Source organism: Streptomyces sp. NPDC015532 (genome assembly GCF_043078065.1).
Lineage (GTDB): Bacteria > Actinomycetota > Actinomycetes > Streptomycetales > Streptomycetaceae > Streptomyces.
Map to the genome: position 1 here is coordinate 201,764 of NZ_JBIBSY010000005.1, position 26,942 is coordinate 228,705.

A 26,942-nucleotide genomic window follows, 5' to 3' on the forward strand; every position below is an offset into this window, starting at 1 on the left:
TTGCGCTCGTGCTCTATCCTGGTTTCAGCCGCTCCGGGACGGAGGAAACGCCATGACAGCCACGGACCCCGCGCTCACCGCCCTCTCCCAGGGATGGTGCGCACTCTCCCTGCTGCACGGGAGAATCGAGGCCCACATCGAGCGAGCTCTACAGGCCGAGCACGGCCTCAGCGTGCGCGAGTACTCCCTGCTCGACGTGCTCAGCCGACAGCACGACGGCGAGGGCGGCCATCTCCAGATGAAGCAGGTCGCGGACGCGGTCGTCCTCAGCCAGAGCGCCACCACGCGGCTGGTCACCCGCCTCGAGGACCGCGGGCTGCTCGCCCGCTACCTCTGCCCGACCGACCGGCGCGGCATCTACACGAATGTCAGCGACGCGGGACTGAAGCTCCTCGCCGAGGCGCGGCCCACCAATGACGCCGCCCTGCGTGAGGCCCTCGACGACGCGGCCGAGAACCCCGACCTTGCCCCCCTGGTCCGGGTCGTGGAGTCGGCGAGCGCGCCTGTGCACCCTGTGCCTTCCGTGGGCGTGCCCTCGTAGGCTGCGCTCATGGCAGATCTTGAGATACGAGCCGCGGACACCGATGACGTGCCCGCCATCGTCGCGATGCTGGCCGACGACCCCCTGGGTGCCCGAAGGGAATCGCCCGACGACCTGAGCCCGTACCTGGACGCCCTGGAGCGTCTGCGCCGGGACCCGAACCAGCACCTGGTCGTCGCCGTCCGCGACGGCCGCGTCATCGGCACCCTGCAGCTCACCATGATTCCCGGGCTGTCCCACAGAGGGGCCACGCGCTCCGTCATCGAGGCCGTACGCATTCATGCCGACGAGCGCGGCAGCGGTCTCGGGACGGAGCTCATTGAGTGGGCGGTCGCGGAATCCCGCCGCCAGGACTGCCGATTGGTCCAGCTGACATCCGACGCCTCCCGCACCGACGCCCACCGCTTCTACGAGCGGCTCGGCTTCGAGGCTTCACACGTCGGCTTCAAGCTCCCTCTCTGAGGCGTGGCCGACGTCAGTCCGCCGGCCACGCCTTTGAATGCTGCTCCCCACGGATGAGGGCGGCCTGTTTCACGTGAAACGGGCCGCCCTCATCCGTGGCACCTACTGCATTCCTCGCCAGCCCTCCGGGTCCACTCCACCGGGCACCGGAGCGTCCTCGTCGTACGGCTGCCGCGTGAACACGAACGAGCCGAGGTCCAGATGGCTCACGGAGCCGTCAGGCCGTCGTACGGGCCGCAGAAGCTCTCCCGCGTAGTAGCCGTCGAGTCCTGTCCACGTCCCGTCGCCGTTCACCCGGAAGCGGGCACCCCTGCCGACACCCGAGAGCGGGCCCAGCACCAGACCTCCGTCGGCAGGCAACCGCAGTCCGAACGGCTGCGTCCCCCAGTACCACTGACCCGCCAACTCCAAGACGCTCTGGTCCACTTCGGTCATCGGGTGCCAGGGTTCGGGGATCCGCGGCTCCGCCTCGGCGACGATCCGCACCAGATCGGCGGCAACGGTGAACACGGGCGGCCCCGAGGTGCAGTTGGACAGCACCACCGCCGCCACGTCGTCCTCGACGCTGATGACCAGTCCGGCCAGGAAGCCCGGCAGGGAACCGGAATGCCCGACGAGGGTCCGGCCGTCACGGTGCAGGATCTGCAGGGCAAGCCCGTACGACGACCCGGCGGCCAGGTCCGCGGTCTCGGGCGGAGCGGCAGGCGCGCGCATCTCCCTGACGGACTCCGCGCTCAGCACCCGATCGTCCCCTTGGGTGAGGAAGACGGCGAAACGGGCCAAGTCCCCCGTGGTGGACCACAATTGTCCGGCCGGAGCCATCCGCCCGAGGTCCTCGGCCGGTTCGGGCATCATCGCGTCCGCCCAGGGGTGGACGGCCCATCCCCCCGCGTGCGGCGCCTGCGGGCGAGCACTCGTACGGCGCAGGCCGAGCGGTTCGAGAATCTCCCGGCGCAGCACTTCTTCCCAGGGCGCCCCGCGCAGCTCCTCGACCAGCGCCCCGAGCAACGTGTAACCGGGGTTCGAGTAGTGGTGCCGGCGTCCGACCGGATGCCGGAAGGGCTGTCGGCCCAGCACATCGGCCAGCTCGGGACGCAGAGAACCGGATGTGCGCTCCCACCACGGCGCGGGCGACTCGGCAGCCAACCCTCCGGTATGGGCGAGCAGTTGGGAGAGGGTGACCTCCCCCGCGCCGGTGCCCGGCACATGCTTCTCCAGTGGGTCACCGAGGTCCAGGACACCCTCGTCGCGCAGCCGCAGCACCAGAACGGCGGTGAAGGTCTTGGTGATGGAGCCGATCCGGTACTGCACGTTCTCGTCCGGGCCGTGGCCGGCGACCGAGGTCCGCGCCCCGTTCCATACCGCCTTCCCGCCCCGGACCACGGAAGCGACGAGTGACGGAGCCCGCCCCTCTCTCTGCGCGACGGCAATGCGGTGCAGCAGGGCCCGGCGCGTGCCGGGAAGCAGATCATCGTGGGATGTCGTCATGACACCAGTCCACCCGCCGCGACGCCGGACGTCGAGCGGATTGAGCCGAAGCTGCCCCGGGCGAGGTCGAGATCAGGCGGCTTGCCCGTGTCGGCCGAGTACACCACGCTGAGCCCTGAGCACGAGGCCTACCGGCGAGCCCAGATCGCGCACCGATGAGTTTTCCGCGCCGCGCTGGTCTGTACGCCGGGCACCCACGGACGGAAGGCTGGGCCATGCGGAAACTGATCTGCGGCATGAACCTGACCCTGGACGGCTACATCGCCGCAGTCGGCGACGACATCGGCTGGAGCGGACCGCCGAGTCGCGAGCTGTTCCAGTGGTGGCTCGACCACGAGCAGGCGAGTGGCCTGTCGCTGTACGGGCGCAAGCTATGGGAGGCGATGAGCTCCTACTGGCCGACCGGCGACCAGCAGCCCAACGCCACCCCGGCGCAGATCGAGTTCGCGCGGAACTGGCGGGACACGCCGAAGGTGGTGTTCTCCTCGACGATCGACAAGGTCGACTGGAACGCCCGCCTGGTCACCGGCGACGCGATCGCCGAGATCACCCGGCTCAAGGCCGAGGACGGCGGCCCCATGAACATCGGAGGCGCAACGCTCGCCGGGGCGGCCATGCGCGCCGGGCTGATCGACGAGTACGTGATCGCCACCCATCCGGTCCTGGTGGGCGGCGGCACGCCGTTCTTCACCGCGCTGGACAACTGGGTGAACCTGAACCTGGTGGAGACGCGGACGCTTCCCTCCGGCGTGATCCTGACCAGGTACGAGACGAGGCGCTGAGCGGCAGCACCCACGCGCTGGTCTCACGGTGATGCCGTATGCGCCGTCGGTACGACACGGACCCGGCCCCCGGCACGACACAGCCCGTGAGATGACGACATCACCCCGCGAGACTCCACCGTCGCCCCGCGGGGCGACGGATCAGGTCTGTGCCATGTCCACGAAGCGCGAGTAGTGACCCTGGAAGGCGACCGTGATCGTCGCCGTAGGACCGTTACGGTGCTTGCCGACGATGATGTCGGCCTCGCCGGCGCGGGGGGACTCCTTCTCGTACGCGTCCTCGCGGTGGAGCAGGATGACCATGTCCGCGTCCTGCTCGATCGACCCGGACTCACGCAGGTCGGAGACCATGGGCTTCTTGTCCGTACGCTGCTCGGGGCCACGGTTGAGCTGCGACAGCGCGATGACCGGCAGTTCCAGCTCCTTGGCCAGCAGCTTCAGGTTTCGCGACATGTCGGAGACCTCCTGCTGACGGCTCTCGGAACGCTTGCCGCCGGACTGCATCAGCTGGAGGTAGTCGATGACCACGAGCTTGAGGTCACTGCGCTGCTTGAGGCGGCGGCACTTGGCGCGGATCTCCATCATCGACAGGTTCGGGGAGTCGTCGATGTAGAGGGGGGCGGCCGAGACGTCCGGCATACGGCGGGCGAGCCGGGTCCAGTCCTCGTCCGTCATGGTGCCGGACCGCATGTGATGCAGGGCCACGCGCGCCTCGGCGGACAGCAGGCGCATCGCGATCTCGTTGCGGCCCATTTCGAGCGAGAAGATCACGCTGGGCATGTTGTGCTTGATCGAGCAGGCCCGCGCGAAGTCCAGGGCCAGCGTCGACTTACCCATGGCGGGCCGGGCCGCGATGATGATCATCTGGCCGGGATGCAGACCGTTGGTCAGTGAGTCGAGGTCGGTGAAGCCGGTCGGTACACCGGTCATCTCCCCCGAACGCGATCCGATCGCCTCGATCTCGTCGAGCGCGCCCTCCATGATGTCGCCGAGCGGCAGATAGTCCTCGGTGGTGCGCTGCTCGGTGACCGCGTAGATCTCGGCCTGGGCGCTGTTGACGATCTCATCGACGTCGCCGTCGGCCGCGTACCCCATCTGCGTGATGCGCGTGCCGGCCTCGACCAGTCGGCGCAGGACCGCCCGCTCGTGCACGATCTCCGCGTAGTACTCGGCGTTCGCGGCGGTCGGGACCGTCTGGACCAGCGTGTGCAGATACGGCGCGCCGCCGACCTTGGTGATCTCACCGCGCTTGGTGAGCTCGGCCGCGACCGTGATGGGGTCGGCCGGCTCGCCCTTCGCGTACAGGTCGAGGATCGCTCCGTAGATGGTCTCGTGCGCCGGCCGGTAGAAGTCGTGGCCCTTGAGCACCTCGACGACGTCGGCGATGGCGTCCTTCGACAGGAGCATGCCACCAAGGACGGACTGCTCGGCGTCGAGGTCCTGCGGCGGTACGCGTTCGAAGGACGAACCGCTGCTCTCCCAGGATCCGTTGTCCCGGTCGTGCTGCTCGTCACGGCCTCGGCCGCCGTTCCCGCGCCGGCGGGACGGGGGCAGACGATCACTGGGCCCACTGTCCGCCCAGGGGTCGTCCAAGGGCTCGGAAATAGTCACCGAGCCACCTCCTCCCGTCCGCTGAGCGGACCTAGCAGTGCCTTCAATTTCTACGGCACGGCACTGACAAGTGAGCGGCCCGACTCCGGATCTCGCGCGTCGGTTTTGCGTGCTTTCCGAGGACGGAGAAGAGAACGGGCGCCGCACCACGTTAGGCCCGCGGGCACCGTCAGCCAATCTGGTTATCCACAGGCCATGTGGACGACGGCCCCGATGCTGTGGAGAACTCCACGAAACCTGTGCACGACCCGGTGGACAGGCCTGTGAACAAGCCCTCAGGTCTCCCAGAGAACGGTCTTTGACCTGGCGTTTTCCCATCCACCGGCTGTGCAGAAGAAAAACTTCCCCAGCAGATTCAAGATCGCCTCGAACAGTGCGGCAGAACACACCCCGCACGCCCCGAGGTAAGGGTCTTTCGCCTTTTGCATCTCTTACCTGTGGAAGATTAGATTGATGCTCATGACACAGGCTTCCGCGGCACCCAGGGCCGCCCGGCACCGGCACGACCGAGAGATCGTCGCACTGGCCGTTCCGGCGTTCGGCGCACTCGTGGCCGAGCCCCTCTTCGTGCTGGCCGACAGTGCCATCATCGGCCATCTCGGCACCGCGCAGCTGGCCGGCCTCGGCGTCGCCTCGGCCCTCCTCATGACGGCCGTCGGAGTCTTCGTCTTCCTCGCCTATGCCACGACCGCCGCGGTCGCCCGCAGGGTCGGCGCCGGCGATCTTCGGGCCGCGATCCGCCAGGGCATGGACGGCATCTGGCTCGCCCTGCTCATCGGCGTGGCCGTGATCGCCGTCGCCCTGCCCACCGCGCCCTCCCTCATGGAGCTGTTCGGGGCATCCGATTCCGCGGCCCCGTACGCGACGACCTATCTGCGGATCTCGGTGTTCGGCATCCCCGCCATGCTCGTCGTGCTGGCCGCGACCGGCATACTGCGCGGACTCCAGGACACGAAGACCCCGCTGTATGTCGCCGTCGGCGGGTTCGTCGCCAACGCGGTCCTCAACATCTTCCTCGTCTACGGCGCCGGCCTCGGCATCGCCGGGTCCGCCTGGGGCACGGTCATCGCCCAGTGCGGCATGGCCGCCGTCTATCTCCACGTCGTCCTTCGCGGAGCGCGCAGGCACGGCGCCTCGCTGCGGCCTGACGCGGCCGGCATCCGAGCCTGCGCCCAGGCCGGCACCCCCCTGCTCGTCCGGACGCTGTCGCTCCGGGCGATCCTCCTGATCGCCACGGCGGTCGCCGCCCGGCTCGGGGACGCCGAGATGGCGGCACACCAGATCATCCTGTCCCTGTGGAGCCTGCTCGCCTTCGCGCTCGACGCCATCGCCATCGCGGGACAAGCCATCATCGGGCGCTATCTCGGTGCGGACGACGCCCGTGGTGCCCGTGAGGCATGCCGCCGCATGGTGCAGTGGGGACTCGTCACCGGGCTCGTGCTCGGTCTGCTGGTCATCGCCGCTCGCCCCTTGTTCCTTCCGCTGTTCAGCGGCGACTCCGGTGTGCGGGACGCGGCGCTGCCCGCACTGGTGATGGTGGCCGTCTCCCAGCCGATCTGCGGGATCGTCTTCGTGCTGGACGGCGTGCTGATGGGCGCGGGGGACGGGCCGTATCTGGCCCGGGCCATGCTGCTCACCCTGGCGGTGTTCACGCCCGTCGCCCTGCTCGTTCCGACCCTCGGCGGCGGGCTGACCGCGCTCTGGGGAGCGATGACGCTGATGATGACGATGCGGATGCTGACCCTGTGGCTGCGCTCCCGCTCGGGCCGGTGGATCGTCACGGGCGCGACCCGCTGACGTACGCCGAAGGTCTCTCGGGACAGCACCGGACGTTTCACGGGAAACACGACGCCGGTTTCACGTGAAACGACGCTCCCCGCCATCCCCGGCACGCCCCCGCTCAAGTGGTCCAGGGAAAAGGGAAAGCAGAAGGGCCGCACCCGAGGGTGCGGCCCTTCCTCTCAGCTAGGCCGAGTGCTGCACTCAGGCAGCGACAACCTCGACGTTGACCTTGGCGGCAACCTCGGGGTGCAGACGCACGGACGTCTCGTGGGAGCCCAGGGTCTTGATGGGCGAGCCCAGCTCGATGCGGCGCTTGTCGACCTCGGGGCCACCGGAAGCCTTGATCGCCGAAGCGACGTCAGCCTGGGTGACGGAACCGAAGAGACGACCGGCGTCGCCGGAGCGAACGGCCAGACGGACCTTGACACCCTCGAGGCGGGCCTTGATCTCGTTGGCCTGCTCGATGGTCGCGATCTCGTGGATCTTGCGAGCACGACGGATCTGCTCGACGTCCTTCTCGCCACCCTTGGTCCAGCGGATCGCAAAGTTCCGCGGGATCAGGTAGTTGCGAGCGTAGCCGTCCTTGACGTCGACGACCTCGCCGGCGGCACCGAGGCCGGAGACCTCGTGGGTAAGGATGATCTTCATGTGTCGGTCACCCTTCCTTTATCGCGCGGTGGACGTGTAGGGCAGCAGCGCCATCTCACGGCTGTTCTTCACAGCCGTGGCGACGTCACGCTGGTGCTGCGTGCAGTTGCCGGTCACGCGGCGGGCACGGATCTTGCCGCGGTCGGAAATGAACTTCCGCAGCATGTTCGTGTCCTTGTAGTCCACGTACGTGACCTTGTCCTTGCAGAACGCGCAGACCTTCTTCTTCGGCTTGCGCACAGGCGGCTTCGCCATGGTGTATCTCCTGTGTGATCAAGAAGTGGGAGTACGGCCCACCCTCGGCCCTGAGGCCTAGAAGGGGGGCTCGTCCGAGTAGCCGCCGCCGGAACCGCCGGAGCCGCCGGAGCTTCCGCCCCAGCCGCCACCGCCGCCACCGCCGCCACCCTGGTTGCCACCGGCGGGAGCGCCGGTCGCCCAGGGGTCGTCGGCCGCAGCGCCGCCGCCCTGCGGAGCACCGCCGGAGCTTCCGCCCCAACCGCCGCCCTGCTGGCCGCCGGCCTGCTGGCCGCCACCGCCGCCGCCGTAACCACCCTGACCGCCGCGACCCGTGGTCTTGGTGACCTTGGCCGTGGCGTTCTTCAGGCTGGCGCCGACTTCCTCTACGTCCAGTTCATAGACCGTGCGCTTGACGCCCTGGTTGTCCTCGTAGGACCGCTGCTTCAAGCGGCCCTGCACGATGACGCGCATGCCGCGCTGGAGCGACTCGGCGACGTTCTCCGCCGCCTGACGCCAGACCGAGCAGGTCAGGAACAGGCTCTCGCCGTCCTTCCACTCATTGGTCTGACGGTCGAAGGTGCGGGGAGTGGACGCGACACGGAACTTCGCGACCGCCGCACCGGAAGGGGTGAAGCGCAGCTCGGGGTCGTCGACAAGATTGCCGACGACCGTGATGACGGTCTCGCCTGCCATGGGGGAACCTCTCGGCGGGTTTGCTGCTGGCTGCTGGTGCTACTCGATGCCCGAGTTCAGCTGAGCTGGAAGCTCAGTGGGTCTCGGGACGGAGGACCTTGGTCCGGAGGACCGACTCGTTCAGGTTCATCTGGCGGTCGAGCTCCTTGACGACCGCAGGCTCGGCCTGCAGGTCGATGACCGAGTAGATGCCCTCGGGCTTCTTCTTGATCTCGTACGAGAGACGACGACGGCCCCAGGTGTCGACCTTCTCCACCTTTCCGGCGCCCTCACGGACGACGGAGAGGAAGTTCTCGATCAGGGGGGCGACAGCGCGCTCCTCCAGATCGGGGTCGAGGATGACCATCACTTCGTAGTGACGCATGTGGAACCCACCTCCTTTGGACTCAGCGGCCACGGTCGTTCCGTGGCAGGAGGGTTGTGATGCGTACGCAACGGTATCGGCCGCCACTGACAATCGGCCCGCCGATCGGTTGAACCGAGCGGCGATCCCTGTCGTGACCTGGCCATGAGCCTGGGCAGACACCGGTGCAGAGGGTACAGACTACCTGCACACCTGCTTCCGGTTGAAATCCGACCGGGTTGGCCGTCAATCTGTACACATCGGGTGTGTATGGCGCTACGATGCGCCGCCTTCCGCAGGAGGTGCCCTATGGCACAGGTAATGCGTCCCAGCACGACCGGCTCACTCTTCGCCACGGACGGCAAGCCCCATCCGCTCCAGGACACCCTGCTCGCGGTGACCCTGGTGTTCGGAGTCCTCGCCTTCGTCACGTCGATGTTCCACAGCCTCCATCTGCTCAGCTCATGGGCCGGCCTGATCGGGATCCTCGCCGGCGCCTACGGCCAGTTCATCTCCGAGACGACCCGGGAGCGCTTCGGCCTGATCGTCGGACTCGGTCTCTCGGGCGTCGGTTTCTACCTCGGCCTGGCCCACGGCGGCCTCTTCGGCGGTGTGATCTGAGTCGAACGTCCGTTTTCCCCTGACCTCGGGACGCTTCACACGGCACCCCCGGGGTCCAGGTTCCATACGGCCATTCGGGGCGCTCGCAGGGCGCAGTAGGCTTCGGCGCGAGAGCCGGAGCCCTTGTACCCATGGGGACACACCAGCCCGAGGAGCGCCCCGAATGAGCCTGACCCTGAGGACCATCAGCCGAGAGCAGCATCTGGCATACATCCAGAGCCTGCCCGCGGCCAGCCACATGCAGGTCCCCGCATGGGCGGACGTGAAGGCCGAGTGGCGCTCAGAGAGCCTCGGATGGTTCGACGACAAGACCGGCCAGATGGTCGGCGCGGGCCTGGTGCTGTACCGCCAGCTGCCCAAGATCAAGCGCTATCTCGCCTACCTGCCCGAGGGCCCGGTCATCAACTGGTTCGCGCCGAACCTCGACGACTGGCTCCAGCCGATGCTCGCGCACCTCAAGCACCAGGGCGCCTTCTCGGTGAAGATGGGCCCCCCGGTGATCATCCGGCGCTGGGAGGCCACGTCCATCAAGGGCGGCATCCAGAACCCGGACGTGAAGCGCCTGCGCGACATCGAGGCCGACTTCATCGAGCCGCGCGCCTTCGAGGTCGCCGACAAGCTGCGCCGTATGGGCTGGCAGCAGGGCGAGGACGGCGGTGCCGGCTTCGGCGACGTCCAGCCCCGCTACGTCTTCCAGGTGCCGCTGGCCAACCGTTCCCTCGAAGAGGTCCACAGGAACTTCAACCAGCTCTGGCGACGCAACATCAAGAAGGCCGAGAAGGCGGGCGTCGAGGTCGTCCAGGGCGGTTACCAGGACCTGGAGGAGTGGCAGCGGCTCTACGAGATCACCGCGACCCGCGACCACTTCCGGCCCCGCCCCCTCTCGTACTTCCAGCGCATGTGGACGGCCCTCAACACCGAGGACCCCAACCGCATGCGGCTCTACTTCGCGCGTCACAACGGAGTGAACCTCTCGGCCGCGACGATGCTCGTCGTCGGCGGACACGTCTGGTACTCCTACGGCGCCTCGGACAACATCGGGCGCGAGGTACGGCCCTCGAACGCGATGCAGTGGCGCATGCTGCGCGACGCGTACGCCCTGGGAGCCACGGTCTACGACCTGCGCGGCATCTCCGACTCGCTGGACGAGACCGATCACCTCTTCGGTCTGATCCAGTTCAAGGTGGGCACGGGCGGAGAGGCCGCCGAGTACCTCGGCGAGTGGGACTTCCCGCTGAACAAGCTGCTCCACAAGGCTCTCGACATGTACATGTCCCGACGCTGAGCCGTCCGGAACCGCGTCCTGGGCCGCCGAACCGCCCCGAATCGCATCCCGGGCCGCCGAACCGGCCCGGGACAGCCCCATCGGCCCGGCGAATCAGCGACAATTCGTTTTCATACCTCTGATACACGGCAGCCACGAGAAAGGTTCCGGGACCGGCCATGGCGCTCACGCTCTACGTCGACACCGCGCGCTGGCGGGCACACCACAAGCACGTGTCCGAGCAGTTTCCGGGGCTGGTCCCCGTCTGCAAGGGCAACGGCTACGGCTTCGGCCACGAACGACTCGCGGACGAGGCCACCCGCCTGGGCTCGGACATCCTCGCCGTCGGCACCACGTACGAGGCCGCCCGGATCAAGGACTGGTTCGGCGGCGATCTTCTGGTCCTGACGCCGTTCAGGCGCGGCGAGGAGCCCGTGCCCCTGCCCGACCGCGTCATCCGCTCCGTGTCGTCCATCGACGGCGTGTACGGCCTCGTGGGCGCCCGTGTCGTCATCGAGGTGATGTCCTCGATGAAGCGGCACGGCGTGAGCGAGGAGGACCTGCCGCATCTGCACTCCGCCATCGAGAACGTCCGGCTTGAGGGCTTCGCGATCCACCTGCCGCTGGACCGCACCGACGGCTCGGACGCCGTCGAGGAGGTCATCGGCTGGATGGACCGCCTCCGCGCGGCCCGGCTGCCCCTGCACACGATGTTCGTCAGCCACCTCAAGGCGGAGGAACTCGCGCGGCTTCAGCGGCAGTTCCCGCAGACCCACTTCCGCGCCCGCATCGGGACGCGGCTGTGGCTGGGGGACCACGAGGCCACCGAGTACCGCGGAGCGGTCCTGGACGTCACGCGCGTCTCCAAGGGCGACCGCTTCGGCTACCGGCAGCAGAAGGCGGCCTCGGACGGCTGGCTCGTGGTCGTGGCGGGCGGTACGTCGCACGGGGTGGGCCTGGAGGCCCCGAAGGCCCTGCACGGCGTCATGCCGCGCGCCAAGGGCGTCGCACGCGCCGGCCTCGCGACGGTCAACCGGAACCTTTCTCCGTTCGTCTGGGCGGGCAAGCAGCGCTGGTTCGCCGAGCCCCCGCACATGCAGGTCTCGATCCTCTTCGTGCCGCACGACGCCTCGGAGCCGAAGGTCGGCGACGAACTGGTGGCCCATCTGCGGCACACCACCACGCAGTTCGACCGCGTCGTCGAACGCTGACCCCGGACCGGGCTCGCCCGGGACCGACGAAAGGCCGTACACGGACACCGTGTACGGCCTTTCGCGTGGCCCTGCCCCGCCCCGTTCGCTCAGAGCGAACGGTCTCCGGGAGCCGCGTCCTCAGGCCAGTCGACCTGGTGGACCGCGTCGAAGTGCGCCGCGTGCCGCGCCGGACGCGCGGCCGGGCCGAGGACGAAGACGTCCTCCGCACCGTCGAGGATCCCGCCCGAGGGGTCGTCGTCGCCCGGGCGCCGCACCACGTCGTGCTCCGGCATGAAGATGTCCCGCACGACCACCGCGCACAGGTACAGCGTCCCCAGCAGGTGGACGGCGATGGCGACCTGGTACCCGTCGGTCGGCAGTCCCTTGTGAGCGTCGCCGCTGGTCGTGTACGCGAGGTACATCCAGATGCCGAGGAAGTACGCGATCTCGCACGCCTGCCAGACCAGGAAGTCCCGCCAGCGCGGCCGGGCCAGCGCGGCGAGAGGGACCAGCCAGAGCACGTACTGCGGCGAGTAGACCTTGTTCGTGAGGATGAAGGCCGCGACGATCAGGAAGGCGAGCTGGGCGAAGCGGGGGCGCCGGGGGGCCATGAGCGTGACGGCGCTCAGCCCCGCACAGATGATCACCATCAGGACCAGTGCCCAGGTGTTGGCCGTGTCGAACGTGATCGAGATCTTCAGCCACTGCGAGAGGAACAGGAAGACCGAACCGAAGTCGATGCCGCGGTCGTGGCTGAAGCTGTAGAACTTCGCCCATCCCTCGGGCGCGAGGTACATGACGGGAAGGTTCACGGCCAGCCAGGCACCGACGGCACCGAGCAGTGCCGTACCGAACTCACGCCACCTGCCGGTGCGCCAGCACAGCAGGAAGAGCGGCCCGAGGAGCAGGAACGGGTAGAACTTGGCGGCGGTGGCGAGCCCGATCAGGACACCGAAGGCCAGGACGCGCCCGCGGGACCACATGAGCATCGCGGCGGCCAGCAGGGCCACGGCGAGCAGATCCCAGTTGATCGTGGCCGTGAGCGCGAAGGCGGGCGCCAGGGCCACCAGGAGGCCGTCCCAGGGGCGACGGCGGTGCGTGCGCGCGGTGCATACGGCGATGACGGCCGCGCACGCCATCAGCATCCCCGCGTTGACCATCCAGTAGATCTGTTCCTGGTGCTGGATGCTCCCGCCGCCCGGGGTGAGCCAGGCCGCGACCTCCATGAACACGCCGGTCAGCACCGGGTACTCGAGGTAGTCCATGTCGCCGGGGATCTTGTCGAAGTACGGCACGAGGCCGTCGGCGAAACCTCGCCCCTGATAGAGGTGCGGAATGTCCGAGTAGCACGCGTGCGTGTACTGCGAGCTGGCGCCGAAGAACCAGCCGCCGTCGTAGCAGGGCAGCTTCTGGACCATACCGAGGGCGAACATGCCGATCATCACCAGCGCGACGACCCGCACGGGCGTCCACCAGGACGTCCCGAGCAGGGCCCGCCGTCCGATGGGGCCGCCGATCAGCTCACTGCCGCCGGCGGCGATCTCGTCATCCCTGGTAGGCCGCACCAGCTCCGGCTCGTGAACGCTCGCTCGCGTCGTCTCTGCACTGGGCATGCCGCACATCCTGCCGTACGTGCCTGAGAACGGAAGCAGGGACGACCCCTGAAGTCCGGCTCACAGACGCCTGCCCACCTGGCCGGGCTGCCGGGCCCCGCGACGGGCCAGGGGCCGGAAACAGCTTCGCGCGTGCGCCCCGGGGGTACGCACGCGCGAAGCTGGTCGGCGACTGTCAGCCGGAGCCTCCGAAGAGGCCTCCGTTGCCGTTGCTGTTCCCTCTGGTGGTTCCTGTGGCGGTCGCCGTCGGCGAGGTGGTCACGCCGCCGTCCGTACCGCCGGTGTCCGTGCCACCGGTGTCCGTGCCACCGGTGTCGGTCCCACCGTTGTCGGTTCCACCGTTGTTGTTGCAGTTGAAGTCGAACTTCCTGCAGGTCTCGGTCGCCGAGGGCGTGGGAGACGTGAGCGTGGCACTCGGGGTCGGACTCGGGCTCTCCGTCGCGCTCTCGGTGGCCGAGGGCGTCGGCGTCGGGCTCGGGACGTCGTTGAGAATCTCGCCGATGTCCTCAGGCACCGGGAAGGACTCCGCCTTCTCGCCCTTGAGCGCCACCTCCATGTAGTCCCGCCAGATCTGGGACGGGAACGAGGCGCCGTGGATGGTCTTCTCGCCACCCGTGCCGTACATCTGCAGGAACTCGCGGTTCTTCTTGGTCTCGTCGTCGTCCAGGCGGTACATGCCGATCGCCGTGGACAGCTGCGGGGTGTAGCCGACGAACCAGGCGGACTTGTTGCCGTCGGTGGTACCGGTCTTGCCGGCCACCTCACGGCCCTGGAGCTGGGCGTTGGTGCCGGTGCCCTTCTCGACCACGGTCTTCAGGACGTCGGTGACGTTGTCGGCGACCGCCGGGGTGAAGGCCTGCACGGTCTTCGCGATCTTGTCGTGCTGGAAGACGACGCCCTCGCTGCTGGTCACCTTCTCGACCGAGTACGGGTCCCGCTGCTCGCCGCTGGCCGCGAAGGTGGCGTAGGCCCCGGCCATGCGGATCGCGCTCGGGGAGGAGGTGCCCAGGGAGAACGACGGGAACCTGGAGCTGGCGAGACTGGACTCCTTGATGCCCGCGCGCAGGACCGAGTCCTTCACCTTGTCCAGACCCACGTCCATGCCGAGCTGGACATAGGCGGAGTTGACGGACTCGCGCATGGCCTCACGCAGGTCGATCCGGTACGTGGGCGGGTTGAGGGACTGGCCGCCGTCGTTCGTCTGCAGCCACTCCTTGCCCTTGTCGTCCCTCCAGTCGGTTCCGTTGTAGTCCTTGATCTTGAGCTTGTTCTTGCCGCTGTAGAAACTCTTCGGCGAGACCTTCGTACGCTGGTCCTGTGGCTGGGACTCGAGACCGTCAGGATCCCTGACACCCCATGTCATGGCCGCGGCCAGCACGAAGGGCTTGAACGTCGAACCCACCTGGGCACCGGTCTGGTCGGCGTTGTCGGTGAAGTGCTTGGTCGCGTCCACGCCGCCGTAGATGGCCTCGATGGCACCGCTGTCCGGGTTGACGGACGCCCCGCCGAACTGGACGTACTTGTCGTTCTGCGGCCGCAGCTTGGGCTTGATGTTCGCCTTCTGGACCTTCTTCACCGCGTCTTCGAGCGCGTCGACCTTCTTCTTCTCGAAGGTCGTGTGGATCTCGTAGCCACCGCGGCGAAGCGCGGTCTCGGTGATCCCGGTCTTGTCGCTGTTCTTGGTCAGGTACGCGTTGGCCAGGTCGATCAGGTAACCGACCTGTCCGCCGAGTGCCGCGTTGGACCGCGGGGACTGGATCGTGGGGAACTTCTTGTACTGGGCGCGCTGCGCCGCGGTCAGGCGGCCGTCCTCGACCTCCTGGTCGAGGATCCAGTTCCAGCGGTCCTCGGCACGCTTGCGGTTGGCCTGCGGCGAGGCCGCGTCCCCGCCGATCGCCACATTGCCCGCGGGGTCGTAGTACGTGGCGCCCTTGAGCACGGCCGCCAGGAAGGCGCACTGGTCCGGCTTCAGATCCGTGGCCTTCTTGTTGAAGTACGCACGCGCCGCGGCCTGGATGCCGTAGGCGTTGCGCCCGTAGTACGCGGAGTTCAGGTAGCCCGCCATGATGTCTTCTTTGGGCACCTTGGCCCCGACCTTGATCGAGACGAACAGCTCCCTGAGCTTGCGGGAGACCGTCTGCGACTGGTCCTCGAGCATGGCGTTCTTCACGTACTGCTGGGTGATGGTGGAACCACCCTGCGTCTGGCCGCCCTTGGCCATGTTCACGAAGGCACGGGCGATACCCATCGGGTCGACGCCGCTGTCGGTCTCGAACGTCTTGTTCTCGGCCGACATCACCGCCCAGCGCATCTCCTTGGGGATCTCCGCGTAGCCGATGATCTGGCGGTTGGCCTCACCGCCGGTGGCGACCATCTGGCTGCCGTCGGCCCAGTAGTAGACGTTGTTCTGCGCCCTGGCGGTCTTGCCGATGTCCGGGATGCCCACAAGGGCGTACGCGACGCTGGCGGCCGCGACCATGCTGCCCAGGAAGCCGATGAACAGGCCCGACACGAGCTTCCAGGACGGCACCCAGCGCGCGGCGCCGTACCGGCCCGCGCGCGGGTAGTCGATGATGCGCTTCTTGGCAGGCTCGGGAGCGCGGCCTCGGCCGCGTCCGGGACCGCCCGGCCCCTGGGGACCACCGCGTCGGCCGCCCCCTCCTCCGGGGCCGCCGCCGTGACCCGCGCCGTCGGCGGCTCTGCGCCGGCTTCCGCCGCTTCCGCGCTGTGTGGCACGCCGCGCGTCGGCACGGCTGCCGTACGGACTTTCTTCACCCCCCGGGCCATATGGATCGGAAGGAGACCCGGTGGCGTCTCGCGGGGCATCGCGGCGGCCTGCGGACGGGCCTGCCTGCGGCTGGCCGCGCCGGGCCGCGGCACGTCCGCCGCCCTGCGGCTGCGGCGGTTTGCGACGGTGCTCGCTCATCGAACGATTACTCCTCGGGCAGGCGCACCTTTGCGCGCCTGGAAACGGCGGCTGGTTTCCGGTCCCCCCGAAGTACGGATGCGGTCGATCGCGCATTCACCCGTACTGCACCAAAGACGTTGACGTACTCAGACGTCACTCGGTTCCCGGTGGTGTCCATCCCGCACAGACTACGCACCGTCAAAACCCACCTAGCGCCTAAGTTCACCCCAAATCAGGCAACTTGCTTCGTATGAATCGGTGATGTGACGCCGTTCACTCCGCTCCCTCTTGTCGCATCCGCAGGGTCGTTCTATCGTGCTGATGTATCGAGTCGATACATCAGTGCGGCATAAAGGCCGTGCCGAGGCGACAGCGACAGGGAGGAGGCGACGATGAGCCGGCGTGCCGGGATCCTCGAGTTCGCCGTACTCGGCCTGCTCCGCGAGTCCCCGATGCACGGCTATGAGCTGCGCAAACGACTCAATACGTCACTGGGTGTGTTCCGTGCCTTCAGTTACGGAACGCTCTACCCGTGCCTCAAGACGCTGGTCGCCAACGGCTGGTTGATCGAGGAATCAGGATCCACACCCGAAGACGCCCTGTCGGCAACACTCGCAGGACGTCGCGCCAAGATCGTCTACCGATTGACGGCGGAAGGTAAGGATCACTTCGAGGAGCTTCTCGCGCAGACGGGTCCCGACGCCTACGAGGACGAGCACTTCGCGGCTCGCTTCGCGTTCTTCGGGCAGACGTCACGCGATGTACGCATGCGCGTACTGGAAGGTCGCCGCAGCCGTCTGGAGGAGCGCCTCGAGAAGATGCGCGCCTCGCTGGCGCGCACCCGGGAGCGCCTCGACGACTACACGCTTGAGCTCCAGCGCCACGGAATGGAGTCCGTGGAGCGCGAAGTGCGCTGGCTGAACGAGCTCATCGAGAGCGAGCGGGCCGGACGGGACGTCAAGCGTCCCGGCGAAGGCTCCGCTCAGCAGGACAACACATCTGGAGAGACGGGCGGCCTGCCCCGGCACCGGGACAGCCCCCGGCCGGATCCGTCCGACGACACCGCCACGTGAGACCCCGTTCGGGGTTTCACCGATAGACACAGGGAGCAACCGGAATGGGTTCGGTTCGCGTAGCCATCGTCGGCGTGGGCAACTGCGCCGCCTCGCTGGTTCAGGGCGTCGAGTACTACAAGGACGCCGATCCGGCGGCCAAGGTGCCCGGCCTGATGCACGTCCAGTTCGGCGACTACCACGTCGGTGACGTCGAGTTCGTCGCCGCGTTCGACGTCGACGCGAAGAAGGTCGGCCTCGACCTCTCCGACGCCATCGGTGCCAGCGAGAACAACACCATCAAGATCTGCGACGTCCCGAACAAGGGCATCACGGTCCAGCGCGGTCACACCCTGGACGGTCTCGGTAAGTACTACCGCATGACCATCGAGGAGTCCGCCGAGGCGCCGGTCGACGTCGTCCAGATCCTCAAGGACAAGCAGGTCGACGTCCTCGTCTGCTACCTGCCCGTCGGTTCCGAGGACGCGGCGAAGTTCTACGCCCAGTGCGCCATCGACGCCAAGGTCGCCTTCGTCAACGCTCTCCCGGTCTTCATCGCCGGCACCAAGGAGTGGGCGGACAAGTTCACCGAGGCGGGCGTCCCGATCGTCGGCGACGACATCAAGTCGCAGGTCGGCGCGACCATCACGCACCGCGTGATGGCGAAGCTGTTCGAGGACCGCGGTGTCCGTCTTGAGCGCACCATGCAGCTCAACGTCGGCGGCAACATGGACTTCAAGAACATGCTGGAGCGCGACCGCCTCGAGTCCAAGAAGATCTCGAAGACGCAGGCCGTCACCTCGCAGATCCCCGACCGTGAGCTGGGCGAGAAGAACGTCCACATCGGTCCCTCGGACTACGTGGCCTGGCTGGACGACCGCAAGTGGGCGTACGTCCGCCTCGAGGGTCGTGCCTTCGGCGACGTCCCGCTGAACCTGGAGTACAAGCTCGAGGTCTGGGACTCCCCGAACTCGGCCGGTGTCATCATCGACGCCGTGCGCGCCGCGAAGATCGCCAAGGACCGCGGTATCGGCGGCCCGATCCTCTCCGCGTCGAGCTACTTCATGAAGTCCCCGCCGGTCCAGTACTTCGACGACGAGGCCTTCGCCAACGTCGAGAAGTTCATCAAGGGCGAGGTCGAGCGCTGAAGCACGCCTTAGTGCTCGCTGAGGAGGGTCCCCGGGCTTACTGCCCGGGGACCCTCCTCGTATGTGAGGCTGTGACCCATGGCCGTCGTGCGTGACCTGCGCGTCCTCCTGCGCTTCCAGGGATTCAGACGCCTGCTCGGTGTACGGCTGCTGTCCCAGGGCGCCGACGGCGTCTATCAGGTCGCGCTGGCCACCTACGTGGTCTTCTCTCCGGAGAAGCAGACCTCGGCGGCCTCCATCGCCTCCGCCATGGCGGTGCTCCTGCTCCCTTACTCCCTCGTCGGTCCCTTCGCGGGCGTCCTGCTGGACCGCTGGCAACGTCGGCAGGTTTTTCTGTACGGCAACCTGCTGCGCGCGGCCCTGGCGTGCGTGACAGCGCTGCTGATGCTGAGCCCGGCTCCCGACTGGCTCTTCTACACCTCCGCGCTCTGTGTCACCGCCGTCAACCGCTTCGTCCTGGCCGGGCTGTCGGCCGCGCTGCCCCGTGTCGTCGACACGGACCGTCTGGTGGTGGCGAACTCGCTCTCACCGACCGCCGGAACGCTCGCGGCCACCGTGGGCGCGGCTCTCGCGTTCGCCGTACGGCTGATCGTCGCGGACTCCGACGCGGCGGTGGTCCTCGTGGGAGCGGCGCTGTATCTGTGCGCGGCCCTCGCCTCGCTGCGTATCGCCCCAAAGGTCCTCGGGCCCGACCAGGAGCTGGTCCGCCCGTACGTGGGCACCGCTCTCGCCAGCACCGCGCGCGGCCTCGCCGGAGGCGTACGCCATCTCGCGGAGCTCCCACGGCGCGAGGCTGCCTGGGCTCTGACGACGATGACCCTGATGCGCTTCTGCTACGGCGCCCTGACGGTCATGGTGCTGATGCTCTGCCGCTACGCGTGGGCATCCGGCTCCGACGACGGGCTCGCGCTGCTGGGACTGGCCGTGGGCGTCTCGGGAGCCGGCTTCTTCGTCGCGGCCGTGGTGACGCCCTGGGCTGCCGGGCGACTGGGGCCGGGCCGGTGGATCGCCGTCTGCGCCGGCGCCGCCGCGGTCCTGGTACCCGCGCTGTTCCTCCCGTTCGCCCCCTCACCCACACTGGGCGCCGCCTTCCTGCTGGGCGTGACCACACAGGGGGCGAAGATCGCCACGGACACCATCGTGCAGTCCGCCGTGGACGACGGATTCCGCGGCAGGATCTTCTCCGTCTACGACGTCCTGTTCAACGTCGCCTTCGTCGCAGCGGCCGCGGTTGCCGCGCTGATGCTGCCTTCTGACGGACGGTCCGTTTCCCTCGTCCTCACCGTGACGGCGGTCTACGCATCAATTGCGGCCGCTATGGCCCGCTTTGAACGTCAGTAACTGTCACATCAGTGCCACAGAGCTACTTCTGACGACTGAGTTGTCACAGGGCCCCGATAACTTACGTGCGTCTTACGTTCGCCGCACCTACGTTCCAGGGGGAACTCCAGTGACAACTCCGCCGCCACAGGGCCAGAACCCGTTCGCCCAGGGTCAGCCGCCACAGGGCCAGAACCCCTACGCGCAGGGACAGCCGCCGCAGAGCGGCAACCCGTTCGCCCAGGGGCAGCCCCCACAGGGATACCCGCAGCAGCCGGCCCCCGGCTTTGCCCCGGTCCCGCCGCAGCGCCCGAAGCGGGGCATCAAGCAGTACCTGCGCGGCGGCATCGTAGTCGTTGCCGTCATAGCCGCCGGCGTGGGTTACCTGGCGAGCCGGCACGACCCGGACACGGCCAAGGTCGGCGACTGCATGAGCATCAGCAACCCGGAAAGCAGCACGAAGCCGGGCCTGAAGGTCGTGGGCTGCGGCGATGCCAAGGCGAAGTTCAAGGTCGTCCAGAAGAAGACCGACGACTCCGGCTGCGACCGCACCAAGTACGCCGAGTACACCCAGACGGGCAAGAGCGACTTCACTCTCTGCCTGGAGGAGATCGCTTCCAAGTAGAACCCCCGCACGGACGCGAAGGGCGGTGTTTCACGTGAAACACCGCCCTTCGCGTTGCCGCCCGTCATGTTTCACGTGAAACATGACGGGCCGGCGACCTCTCAGCCCTGCTCGGCCCACCATTCCTTGAGCGCCGCCACGGCGGCGTCATGGCCCATCGGCCCATTCTCCAGCCGCAGCTCCAGCAGGAACTTGTAAGCCTGGCCGATCGCTGGGCCGGGGCCGATTCCCAGGACGTCCATGATCTCGTTGCCGTCGAGGTCGGGACGGATGGCGTCGAGCTCTTCCTGCTCCTTGAGCTGGGCGATGCGGTCCTCCAGCCCGTCGTAGGCGCGGGAGAGGGCGGTCGCCCTGCGCTTGTTGCGCGTCGTGCAGTCGGAACGCGTCAGCTTGTGGAGGCGGTCGAGGAGCGGACCCGCGTCCCGCACATAGCGGCGGACTGCGGAGTCCGTCCACTCTCCGGTGCCGTATCCGTGGAAGCGCAGATGCAGCTCGACCAGACGGGAGACGTCCTTGACGAGGTCGTTCGAGTACTTGAGCGCCGTCATCCGCTTCTTGGTCATCTTGGCACCCACCATCTCGTGGTGGTGGAAGGAGACCCGCCCGTCCTGCTCGAAGCGCCGCGTCCGCGGCTTGCCGATGTCGTGGAGCAGCGCGGCGAGCCTGAGCGTCAGATCGGGCCCGCCCTCCTCCAGCGCCATCGCCTGTTCCAGAACGATCAGTGTGTGCTCGTAGACGTCCTTGTGCCGGTGATGCTCGTCCCTCTCCAGCCGCAGGGCGGGAAGCTCGGGAAGCACGTGCTCGGCGAGCCCGGTGTCCACGAGCAGCGTCAGGCCCTTGCGCGGGTGGGCGGAGCGAATCAGCTTGTTCAGTTCCTCCCGCACCCGCTCCGCGGAGACGATCTCGATACGCCCGGCCATGTCCGTCATGGCGGCGACGACCTCGGGTGCCACCTCGAAGTCGAGCTGCGCGGCGAACCGGGCGGCGCGCATCATCCGCAGCGGGTCGTCGGAGAAGGACGCTTCCGGCGTGCCCGGGGTACGCAGAACACGGGCGGCGAGGTCGTCCAGACCGCCGTAGGGGTCGATGAACTCCTTCTCCGGCAGCGCGACGGCCATCGCGTTCACCGTGAAGTCGCGACGCACGAGGTCTTCCTCGATGGAGTCGCCGTAGGAGACCTCCGGCTTGCGCGAGGTCCGGTCGTACGCCTCGGAGCGGTACGTCGTGATCTCGATCTGGAACGACTGCTCCCCATCGCCCACGCGGGCGTCCTTCTGTGCCCCGACCGTGCCGAAGGCGATCCCGACCTCCCACAGCGAGTCCGCCCAGGGCCGGACGATCTTCAGTACGTCCTCGGGCCGGGCGTCCGTCGTGAAGTCCAGGTCGTTGCCGAGCCGACCGAGGAGCGCGTCCCGGACCGAGCCGCCGACCAGGGCGAGCGAGAACCCGGCCTCCTGGAAACGGCGGGCGAGCTCGTCGGCGACAGGGGACACCCGCAGCAGTTCACTCACCGCGCGGTGCTGTACCTGACTCAGGGCACTGGGATTGTCTTCGTTGGCGTTCGGCACAACAGAAAAGGGTACGTGGCCGGGGCGGCGGAGAGCGCCCGGATAAATCCCACACCTGTGCCCCACAATTTTTCGCGGGCGGAATACGCGCACATACAGGACAGTCGGCGCTCATCCCCGATCTTGTGGACCACTCCGCGGCACTTACGCTCAGCGCACCTCGTTACCATGCGTGGACGCACATTCCGACGACCACTGACGACGACGAGGGACGGGCGAGCGCGTGGCCGAGGCGGCAGACTTCCAAGGGACGAGTCCCTCACCTGCCCGCCGGTGGCTCCGGCGGGGCGGTGCACTGCTGGCCGGAGCGCCGCTGCTGGCCGGGCTGCTCCAGCTGCCCTTGAGCACGCCCTCCCAGGCTGCCGAGAAGGCTTCCGCGGCCACTGTCACGGGGTCCGTGGCCACCGCCGCGGGGTCGTCCGGCCCGGTGGACGTCAGCCTCGACTCGCTGACCCCCAGCACCCCCACCGACGGTGACACGGTCACCGTCTCGGGCTCGGTCACCAACACGGGCAAGCAGACGGTCACCGACGCCCACGTGGGCATCCGGGTGGGGCCGTCGCTGAACACCCGCTCCGCCATCGACACGGTCGCGAGGCGCACCAGCTTCCAGCCGGGCCTCGACGCGCTGGAGGTCGGGGGCAAGTACGTCACCAAGGTCACCAAGCTCGCCGCGGGCAGCTCGCAGCACTTCAGCATCTCGGTCCCGGTCAAGGATCTCGATCTCGACTCCGAGGGCGTCTACCAGTTCGGTGTGTCGCTCACGGGCCGGACCACCGCTCAGCCGTGGGACCAGGTCCTCGGTATCGAGCGGACGTTCCTGCCCTGGCAGCCCGAGGCGGCGGACACGAAGACGAGGACGACGTACCTCTGGCCGCTCATCTCCACCGTCCACCTCACGGCGGAGACGGGTTCGGACGCCCAGCAGACGCCCGTCTTCAAGAACGACGACCTGGCCAAGGAGATCTCCCCGGGCGGCCGCCTGGACCAGCTCCTGTCACTGGGCAGCGAGCTCGACGTCACCTGGGTCCTCGACCCGGACCTGCTCGCCTCCGTCGACGCGATGCGGGGCGGCTACCGGATCCAGCAGGAGAACGGCACGACCATCGCCGGGCGGAACCAGGCGGTGGCCAATGCCTGGCTCGACAAGCTGGAGAAGACGGTCCAGGGCCAGAGCATCGTGGCCCTGCCGTTCGCCGACCCCGACCTCGCGTCACTGGCCCACCACGGCAAGGACGTCACCGGTTCCCTGAGCCATCTCAAGGACGCCACCGATGTGGCGGCCGACACGGTGGAGACGATCGTCCACGTGAAGCCGAGCACGGAGTTCGCCTGGCCGGCGGACGGTGCGGTGGACCCGTCGATCATCAAGGTGGCCACGTCGGCCGGCGCCGACAAGGTGATCGCCCGCAGCGACAGCCTGCGCGAGACCGGCGGCCTGTCCTATACGCCCAGCGCCGCCCGCCCCATCGGCGGCGGGACCACGGCGGTGGTCGCGGACGAGCGCCTGTCGACCGCGTTCCAGGGCGACATGCTGAAGGCGGACACCTCGACACTCGCCGTCCAGAAGTTCCTCGCGCAGAGCCTGATGATCAACCTCCAGGAGCCGAAGAACGAGCGCAGCATCGTCGTCGCTCCCCAGCGCATGCCCACGGCGAGCCAGGCGCAGTCCATGGCCGAGGCACTGCGGGCGCTCCAGCAGGGGAACTGGTCGCAGTCCCAGGGGCTGACCGAGGCCGCCAAGGCCAAGCCGGACCCCGGCGCCACCACGAAGGTGCCCTCCACGTCCTCGTACCCGTCGGCGCTGCGCAAGCGGGAGCTGCCGCGCTCGGCGTTCGAGAGGATCCAGGCGACCCAGGCCAAGCTCGACAAGTTCCGGACGATCCTGACCGACGAGTCCCGTGTGGTCACGCCGTTCGGACGGGCCATAGAGCGGGGGATGTCGGCGTCCTGGCGCGGTCGGACCACCGAGGCGGCGTCCTTCCGGCGGGGTGTGGAGACCTACCTCGACGGGCTCATGGGCCTGGTGCACCTCATCCAGAAGTCGGACGCGAAGCTGTCCGGGCGCAGCGCCACGATCCCCGTGACCGTCCAGAACAACCTCGTGCAGGGTGTCGGCCATCTGATGCTGCGTCTCACCTCGCAGCAGCCCACCCGCCTCGAGATCGGCGATGAACCGTACGACGAGCAGCCGATCCAGGTCGCGGGCGAGCACAGCCAGTCGGTCAAGTTCACGACGTCCACCAAAGCCAACGGCCCGGTTCAGGTCGTCGCCCAGCTCTACACGGAGGACGGGCAGCCGTACGGAGACCCGGTTCCCTTCGAGGTGAAGGTCACCGAGATCACCTCCACGGTGATGCTCGTCATCGGCGGCGGCGTCCTGCTTCTCGTGCTCGCCGGTTTCCGGATGTACACGCAGCGCAAGCGCGCGGCGGCCCGGAAGGCCGAGGAGGACACGGCGAACGGTCCTGAAGCGGGGGGCGACAGCGAGGTCGCCGAGGGCACCGTGGACACTGACTCCACCGAAGACTCCGAGGCCGGTCCCGAACGGGCTTCCGCATCGAAGTCAGGGGCAGACGACCCGGAGCAGCCGAGTGACCCGACACCGGACACCGCACCGGAAAGCGCCGACCCGTCCGGCACGGGTGAGAGAGTGGACCGTTGAGCGATGTCGTGGCCGGTGGGCCCGGGGACGATGAGGTGGGGTAACCATGAACGCGCCGTACGACGGTGACCGCGGCCAGGGCGCGGGATCCTCGGGCTACCCCGAGGACTACCCGGACCGGGCCACGGGCCGCTCCGGCCACCCCGAGGGCACGCCGGAGACCGCTCAGACGCCGCCGGGGTCTCCCGCGGACATGTACCTCCAGGACGCCTACGACCAGGATCCGTACCGGGCTCAGGACCTCTCGGCCCAGGACCCGGTGACGGAGGCGCTCTACGACCGCGCCGCGCACCCTCCGCCGGCGCCCGGAACGTACGCCCCCCAGCAGCCGCTGTACGCCCAGCCGCCCGCGGCACAGTACGCACCCGACCCACGGCTGTGGGCCCAGACGCCTCCTCCGGAGCCGTCCGGACCGACGCGTCACCTGCCCTACGGCGACGACGCCCGGACGACCCAGTACGTGGGAGTGGACGATCTGGTCACCCAGGCCGGCGAGGAACAGCATGAGCCCGACGCCTTCGCTCATCTCTTCCGCGATCAGCAGCAGGTCGGCGCCCGTCCTGGCTACGCCTCCCCCGCGGTCCCGGCACCGGCTCCTGAGCCGGCTCCGGCCGCCGCTCAGCCGCCCGCGGCCGCTCCGGCGAAGTCCGGCGGTCGTGCCTCCGGTTTGCTGAAGTCGAGCGCGGTGATGGCGGCGGGCACGCTGGTGTCCCGTCTCACCGGCTTCGTACGGACCATGATCATCACCGCCGCTCTGGGCGCGGCGACACTCGGTGACGCCTGGACGGTCGCCTACACCCTGCCGACGATGATCTACATCCTCACCGTCGGCGGCGGCCTCAACTCGGTCTTCGTGCCCCAGCTCGTACGGTCCATGAAGGAGGACGACGACGGGGGTGAGGCCTACGCCAACCGCCTGCTGACGCTGGTCATGGTCGCGCTCGCTGTGATCGTCACCGCCGCGGTCTTCATCGCACCGCTGCTGATCCAGCTGATGTCGGACGCCATCGCGAGCGAGCCGGCGGCCAACAACGTGGCCGTCACGTTCGCCCGGTACTGCCTGCCCACGATCTTCTTCATGGGCGTTCACGTGGTCATGGGCCAGATCCTCAACGCCCGCGGGAAGTTCGGCGCGATGATGTGGACTCCGGTCCTGAACAACATCGTCATGATCTCCACGTTCGGCCTGTTCCTCTGGGTCTACGGCACCGCCCGGCACTCCGGGATGTCGGTGACCAACATCCCGCCGGACGGCGTCCGTCTGCTGGGCATCGGCACCCTGCTCGGCCTGGTCGTCCAGGCCACGGCGATGGTTCCGTATCTGCGCGAGGCCGGCTTCCGGTTCCGCCCGCGCTTCGACTGGAGGGGCCACGGCCTCGGCAAGGCCATTCAGCTCGCCAAGTGGACCGTGCTCTTCGTCCTCGCCAACCAGGCCGGCGTCCTCGTCGTCACACAGCTGGCCACGGCGGCGGGCAAGGCCTCGGGCAAGAGCGGAGCGGGCATCCTGGCCTACGCCAACGCCCAGCTGATCTGGGGCATGCCGCAGGCGATCATCACGGTCTCCGTCATGGCGGCCATGCTTCCGCGGATCTCACGAGCGGCCCACGACGGAGACCCGGGAGCCGTCCGTGACGACATCTCGCAGGGCCTGCGGACCTCGGCCGTCGCGATCGTCCCGGTGGCCTTCATGTTCCTCGCCCTGGGCATCCCCATGTGCACCCTGCTCTTCGGCTCCAGCGGCCTCCAGTCCGCCGAATCCCAGGGCTACGTCCTCATGGCCTTCGCCCTGGGCCTGATCCCGTTCTCGGTGCAGTACGTGATCCTGCGCGGCTTCTACGCCTACGAGGACACCCGCACGCCGTTCTACAACACGGTCATCGTGGCCGCCGTCAACGCGGCAGCCTCGGCCGTCTGTTACATGATCCTTCCCGCGCAGTGGGCGGTCGTCGGCATGGCCGGCGCGTACGGCCTGGCGTACGCCGTGGGCGTCGGAGTGGCCTGGCAGCGACTGCGCAGGCGGCTGGGCGGCGACCTGGACGGTGCCCGCGTGCTGCGCACGTACGCCCGCCTGTGCCTGGCCTCCGTCCCTGGCGCCGTCGTGGGCGGCACCGTAGGCTTCGCGATCACCCAGGTCCTCGGACATGGCGTGATCGGTTCGATCGCGGCGCTCGTCTTCGGATCGGTCGCCCTGCTCGGTGTCTTCTACGTGGCGGCGCGCAAGATGCGCATCGAAGAACTCAACTCAATGGTCGGAATGGTCCGCGGGCGCCTGGGGCGCTGAGGCGGGGGTATGCGCACAACCATCGTCCGTCGCCGTGTGTCGTGCATAGCGCCGGACTGTGGGCACAATTGGTTTCTGCGTCGGACAGCGCGCAATG

General features: G+C 68.3%; 22 protein-coding genes. 13 read left to right on the forward strand and 9 right to left on the reverse strand.

Features of this window, described 5'->3' with window-relative positions:
* Positions 1-52 precede the first annotated feature (52 nt).
* The gene (locus tag ACF07B_RS18425; RefSeq protein WP_369481967.1) at positions 53-541 is read left to right on the forward strand and encodes a MarR family winged helix-turn-helix transcriptional regulator; all 489 of its coding nucleotides are present in this window, start codon (positions 53-55) and stop codon (positions 539-541) included.
* A 9-nt stretch (positions 542-550) separates the two neighbouring features.
* On the forward strand, positions 551-1,003 hold the full coding sequence (locus tag ACF07B_RS18430; RefSeq protein WP_392179654.1) for a GNAT family N-acetyltransferase: 453 nt from the start codon (positions 551-553) through the stop codon (positions 1,001-1,003).
* Between the two features lie 102 nt (positions 1,004-1,105).
* Here the strand turns inward: ACF07B_RS18430 and ACF07B_RS18435 are convergent, their stop codons facing one another.
* Positions 1,106-2,491 (reverse strand): serine hydrolase domain-containing protein, encoded by a 1,386-nt coding sequence (locus ACF07B_RS18435; protein ID WP_392179655.1) that lies wholly within the window; start codon positions 2,489-2,491, stop codon positions 1,106-1,108.
* Between the two features lie 215 nt (positions 2,492-2,706).
* On the opposite strand from ACF07B_RS18435, the gene ACF07B_RS18440 reads away from it, so the two are divergent.
* Complete coding sequence (locus tag ACF07B_RS18440) at positions 2,707-3,273, forward strand: dihydrofolate reductase family protein (protein ID WP_392179656.1); 567 nt, start codon at positions 2,707-2,709, stop codon at positions 3,271-3,273.
* Between the two features lie 141 nt (positions 3,274-3,414).
* On the opposite strand, the gene dnaB is transcribed toward ACF07B_RS18440, so the two are convergent.
* On the reverse strand, positions 3,415-4,884 hold the full coding sequence (gene dnaB / locus ACF07B_RS18445) for a replicative DNA helicase (protein ID WP_362393849.1): 1,470 nt from the start codon (positions 4,882-4,884) through the stop codon (positions 3,415-3,417).
* 459 nt (positions 4,885-5,343) lie between these two features.
* Between dnaB and ACF07B_RS18450 the strand changes: the two genes are divergently transcribed.
* Positions 5,344-6,681 (forward strand): MATE family efflux transporter, encoded by a 1,338-nt coding sequence (locus ACF07B_RS18450; RefSeq protein ID WP_392179657.1) that lies wholly within the window; start codon positions 5,344-5,346, stop codon positions 6,679-6,681.
* 186 nt (positions 6,682-6,867) lie between these two features.
* Here the strand turns inward: ACF07B_RS18450 and rplI are convergent, their stop codons facing one another.
* From rplI to rpsF, 4 genes are all read right to left on the reverse strand, one after another.
* Positions 6,868-7,314 carry a 50S ribosomal protein L9 gene (rplI, locus tag ACF07B_RS18455; protein WP_362393843.1) on the reverse strand — a complete coding sequence of 149 codons (447 nt, stop codon included), beginning with the start codon at positions 7,312-7,314 and terminating at the stop codon, positions 6,868-6,870.
* 18 nt (positions 7,315-7,332) lie between these two features.
* The gene (gene rpsR, locus ACF07B_RS18460; RefSeq protein WP_003949403.1) at positions 7,333-7,569 is read right to left on the reverse strand and encodes a 30S ribosomal protein S18; all 237 of its coding nucleotides are present in this window, start codon (positions 7,567-7,569) and stop codon (positions 7,333-7,335) included.
* Between the two features lie 57 nt (positions 7,570-7,626).
* Positions 7,627-8,244: a single-stranded DNA-binding protein gene (locus tag ACF07B_RS18465; RefSeq protein ID WP_362393840.1), complete on the reverse strand. Its 618-nt coding sequence runs from the start codon at positions 8,242-8,244 to the stop codon at positions 7,627-7,629.
* 73 nt (positions 8,245-8,317) lie between these two features.
* A complete protein-coding gene (gene rpsF, locus ACF07B_RS18470; protein ID WP_037615007.1) occupies positions 8,318-8,608 on the reverse strand; it encodes a 30S ribosomal protein S6 in 291 nt (96 codons plus the stop codon).
* 288 nt (positions 8,609-8,896) lie between these two features.
* On the opposite strand from rpsF, the gene ACF07B_RS18475 reads away from it, so the two are divergent.
* The 3 genes from ACF07B_RS18475 to ACF07B_RS18485 all read left to right on the forward strand — a co-directional run bounded on the left by ACF07B_RS18475 (position 8,897) and on the right by ACF07B_RS18485 (position 11,683).
* Positions 8,897-9,208 (forward strand): hypothetical protein, encoded by a 312-nt coding sequence (locus ACF07B_RS18475; RefSeq protein ID WP_329300628.1) that lies wholly within the window; start codon positions 8,897-8,899, stop codon positions 9,206-9,208.
* A gap of 163 nt (positions 9,209-9,371) precedes the next feature.
* A complete protein-coding gene (gene femX / locus ACF07B_RS18480) occupies positions 9,372-10,493 on the forward strand; it encodes a peptidoglycan bridge formation glycyltransferase FemX (protein ID WP_326786771.1) in 1,122 nt (373 codons plus the stop codon).
* A 158-nt stretch (positions 10,494-10,651) separates the two neighbouring features.
* A complete protein-coding gene (locus ACF07B_RS18485) occupies positions 10,652-11,683 on the forward strand; it encodes an alanine racemase (RefSeq protein WP_326786770.1) in 1,032 nt (343 codons plus the stop codon).
* A gap of 89 nt (positions 11,684-11,772) precedes the next feature.
* On the opposite strand, the gene ACF07B_RS18490 is transcribed toward ACF07B_RS18485, so the two are convergent.
* The gene (locus tag ACF07B_RS18490; protein ID WP_392179658.1) at positions 11,773-13,278 is read right to left on the reverse strand and encodes a glycosyltransferase family 87 protein; all 1,506 of its coding nucleotides are present in this window, start codon (positions 13,276-13,278) and stop codon (positions 11,773-11,775) included.
* Between the two features lie 175 nt (positions 13,279-13,453).
* Positions 13,454-16,204 (reverse strand): transglycosylase domain-containing protein, encoded by a 2,751-nt coding sequence (locus ACF07B_RS18495; protein ID WP_392179659.1) that lies wholly within the window; start codon positions 16,202-16,204, stop codon positions 13,454-13,456.
* 374 nt (positions 16,205-16,578) lie between these two features.
* On the opposite strand from ACF07B_RS18495, the gene ACF07B_RS18500 reads away from it, so the two are divergent.
* From ACF07B_RS18500 to ACF07B_RS18515, 4 genes are all read left to right on the forward strand, one after another.
* Positions 16,579-17,259: a PadR family transcriptional regulator gene (locus ACF07B_RS18500; protein ID WP_362393826.1), complete on the forward strand. Its 681-nt coding sequence runs from the start codon at positions 16,579-16,581 to the stop codon at positions 17,257-17,259.
* Positions 17,260-17,303: 44 nt separating this feature from the next.
* The gene (locus tag ACF07B_RS18505) at positions 17,304-18,386 is read left to right on the forward strand and encodes an inositol-3-phosphate synthase (protein ID WP_369480761.1); all 1,083 of its coding nucleotides are present in this window, start codon (positions 17,304-17,306) and stop codon (positions 18,384-18,386) included.
* Between the two features lie 78 nt (positions 18,387-18,464).
* Positions 18,465-19,727, forward strand: coding sequence for an MFS transporter (locus tag ACF07B_RS18510; protein ID WP_392179660.1), 1,263 nt, complete (start codon positions 18,465-18,467; stop codon positions 19,725-19,727).
* Positions 19,728-19,836: 109 nt separating this feature from the next.
* Positions 19,837-20,331 (forward strand): hypothetical protein, encoded by a 495-nt coding sequence (locus tag ACF07B_RS18515; RefSeq protein ID WP_392179661.1) that lies wholly within the window; start codon positions 19,837-19,839, stop codon positions 20,329-20,331.
* Between the two features lie 101 nt (positions 20,332-20,432).
* Here ACF07B_RS18515 and ACF07B_RS18520 read toward each other — a convergent pair whose 3' ends face one another.
* Positions 20,433-21,899 (reverse strand): CCA tRNA nucleotidyltransferase, encoded by a 1,467-nt coding sequence (locus ACF07B_RS18520; protein ID WP_392179662.1) that lies wholly within the window; start codon positions 21,897-21,899, stop codon positions 20,433-20,435.
* A 223-nt stretch (positions 21,900-22,122) separates the two neighbouring features.
* Between ACF07B_RS18520 and ACF07B_RS18525 the strand changes: the two genes are divergently transcribed.
* Both ACF07B_RS18525 and murJ read left to right on the forward strand, forming a co-directional pair.
* A complete protein-coding gene (locus ACF07B_RS18525; RefSeq protein ID WP_392179663.1) occupies positions 22,123-24,564 on the forward strand; it encodes a DUF6049 family protein in 2,442 nt (813 codons plus the stop codon).
* A gap of 46 nt (positions 24,565-24,610) precedes the next feature.
* Complete coding sequence (gene murJ / locus ACF07B_RS18530; RefSeq protein ID WP_392179664.1) at positions 24,611-26,845, forward strand: murein biosynthesis integral membrane protein MurJ; 2,235 nt, start codon at positions 24,611-24,613, stop codon at positions 26,843-26,845.
* The last annotated feature ends 97 nt before the right edge of the window (positions 26,846-26,942 follow it).

Bases quoted from the DNA above. Each gene is read 5' to 3' on its own strand.
- ACF07B_RS18425 (WP_369481967.1), top strand. From the start codon at position 53: ATGACAGCCACGGACCCCGCGCTCACCGCCCTCTCCCAGGGATGGTGC.
- ACF07B_RS18430 (WP_392179654.1), top strand. From the start codon at position 551: ATGGCAGATCTTGAGATACGAGCCGCGGACACCGATGACGTGCCCGCC.
- ACF07B_RS18435 (WP_392179655.1), bottom strand. From the start codon at position 2,491: ATGACGACATCCCACGATGATCTGCTTCCCGGCACGCGCCGGGCCCTG.
- ACF07B_RS18440 (WP_392179656.1), top strand. From the start codon at position 2,707: ATGCGGAAACTGATCTGCGGCATGAACCTGACCCTGGACGGCTACATC.
- ACF07B_RS18450 (WP_392179657.1), top strand. From the start codon at position 5,344: ATGACACAGGCTTCCGCGGCACCCAGGGCCGCCCGGCACCGGCACGAC.
- rplI (WP_362393843.1), bottom strand. From the start codon at position 7,314: ATGAAGATCATCCTTACCCACGAGGTCTCCGGCCTCGGTGCCGCCGGC.
- rpsR (WP_003949403.1), bottom strand. From the start codon at position 7,569: ATGGCGAAGCCGCCTGTGCGCAAGCCGAAGAAGAAGGTCTGCGCGTTC.
- ACF07B_RS18465 (WP_362393840.1), bottom strand. From the start codon at position 8,244: ATGGCAGGCGAGACCGTCATCACGGTCGTCGGCAATCTTGTCGACGAC.
- rpsF (WP_037615007.1), bottom strand. From the start codon at position 8,608: ATGCGTCACTACGAAGTGATGGTCATCCTCGACCCCGATCTGGAGGAG.
- ACF07B_RS18475 (WP_329300628.1), top strand. From the start codon at position 8,897: ATGGCACAGGTAATGCGTCCCAGCACGACCGGCTCACTCTTCGCCACG.
- femX (WP_326786771.1), top strand. From the start codon at position 9,372: ATGAGCCTGACCCTGAGGACCATCAGCCGAGAGCAGCATCTGGCATAC.
- ACF07B_RS18485 (WP_326786770.1), top strand. From the start codon at position 10,652: ATGGCGCTCACGCTCTACGTCGACACCGCGCGCTGGCGGGCACACCAC.
- ACF07B_RS18490 (WP_392179658.1), bottom strand. From the start codon at position 13,278: ATGCCCAGTGCAGAGACGACGCGAGCGAGCGTTCACGAGCCGGAGCTG.
- ACF07B_RS18495 (WP_392179659.1), bottom strand. From the start codon at position 16,204: ATGAGCGAGCACCGTCGCAAACCGCCGCAGCCGCAGGGCGGCGGACGT.
- ACF07B_RS18500 (WP_362393826.1), top strand. From the start codon at position 16,579: ATGAGCCGGCGTGCCGGGATCCTCGAGTTCGCCGTACTCGGCCTGCTC.
- ACF07B_RS18505 (WP_369480761.1), top strand. From the start codon at position 17,304: ATGGGTTCGGTTCGCGTAGCCATCGTCGGCGTGGGCAACTGCGCCGCC.
- ACF07B_RS18510 (WP_392179660.1), top strand. From the start codon at position 18,465: ATGGCCGTCGTGCGTGACCTGCGCGTCCTCCTGCGCTTCCAGGGATTC.
- murJ (WP_392179664.1), top strand. From the start codon at position 24,611: ATGAACGCGCCGTACGACGGTGACCGCGGCCAGGGCGCGGGATCCTCG.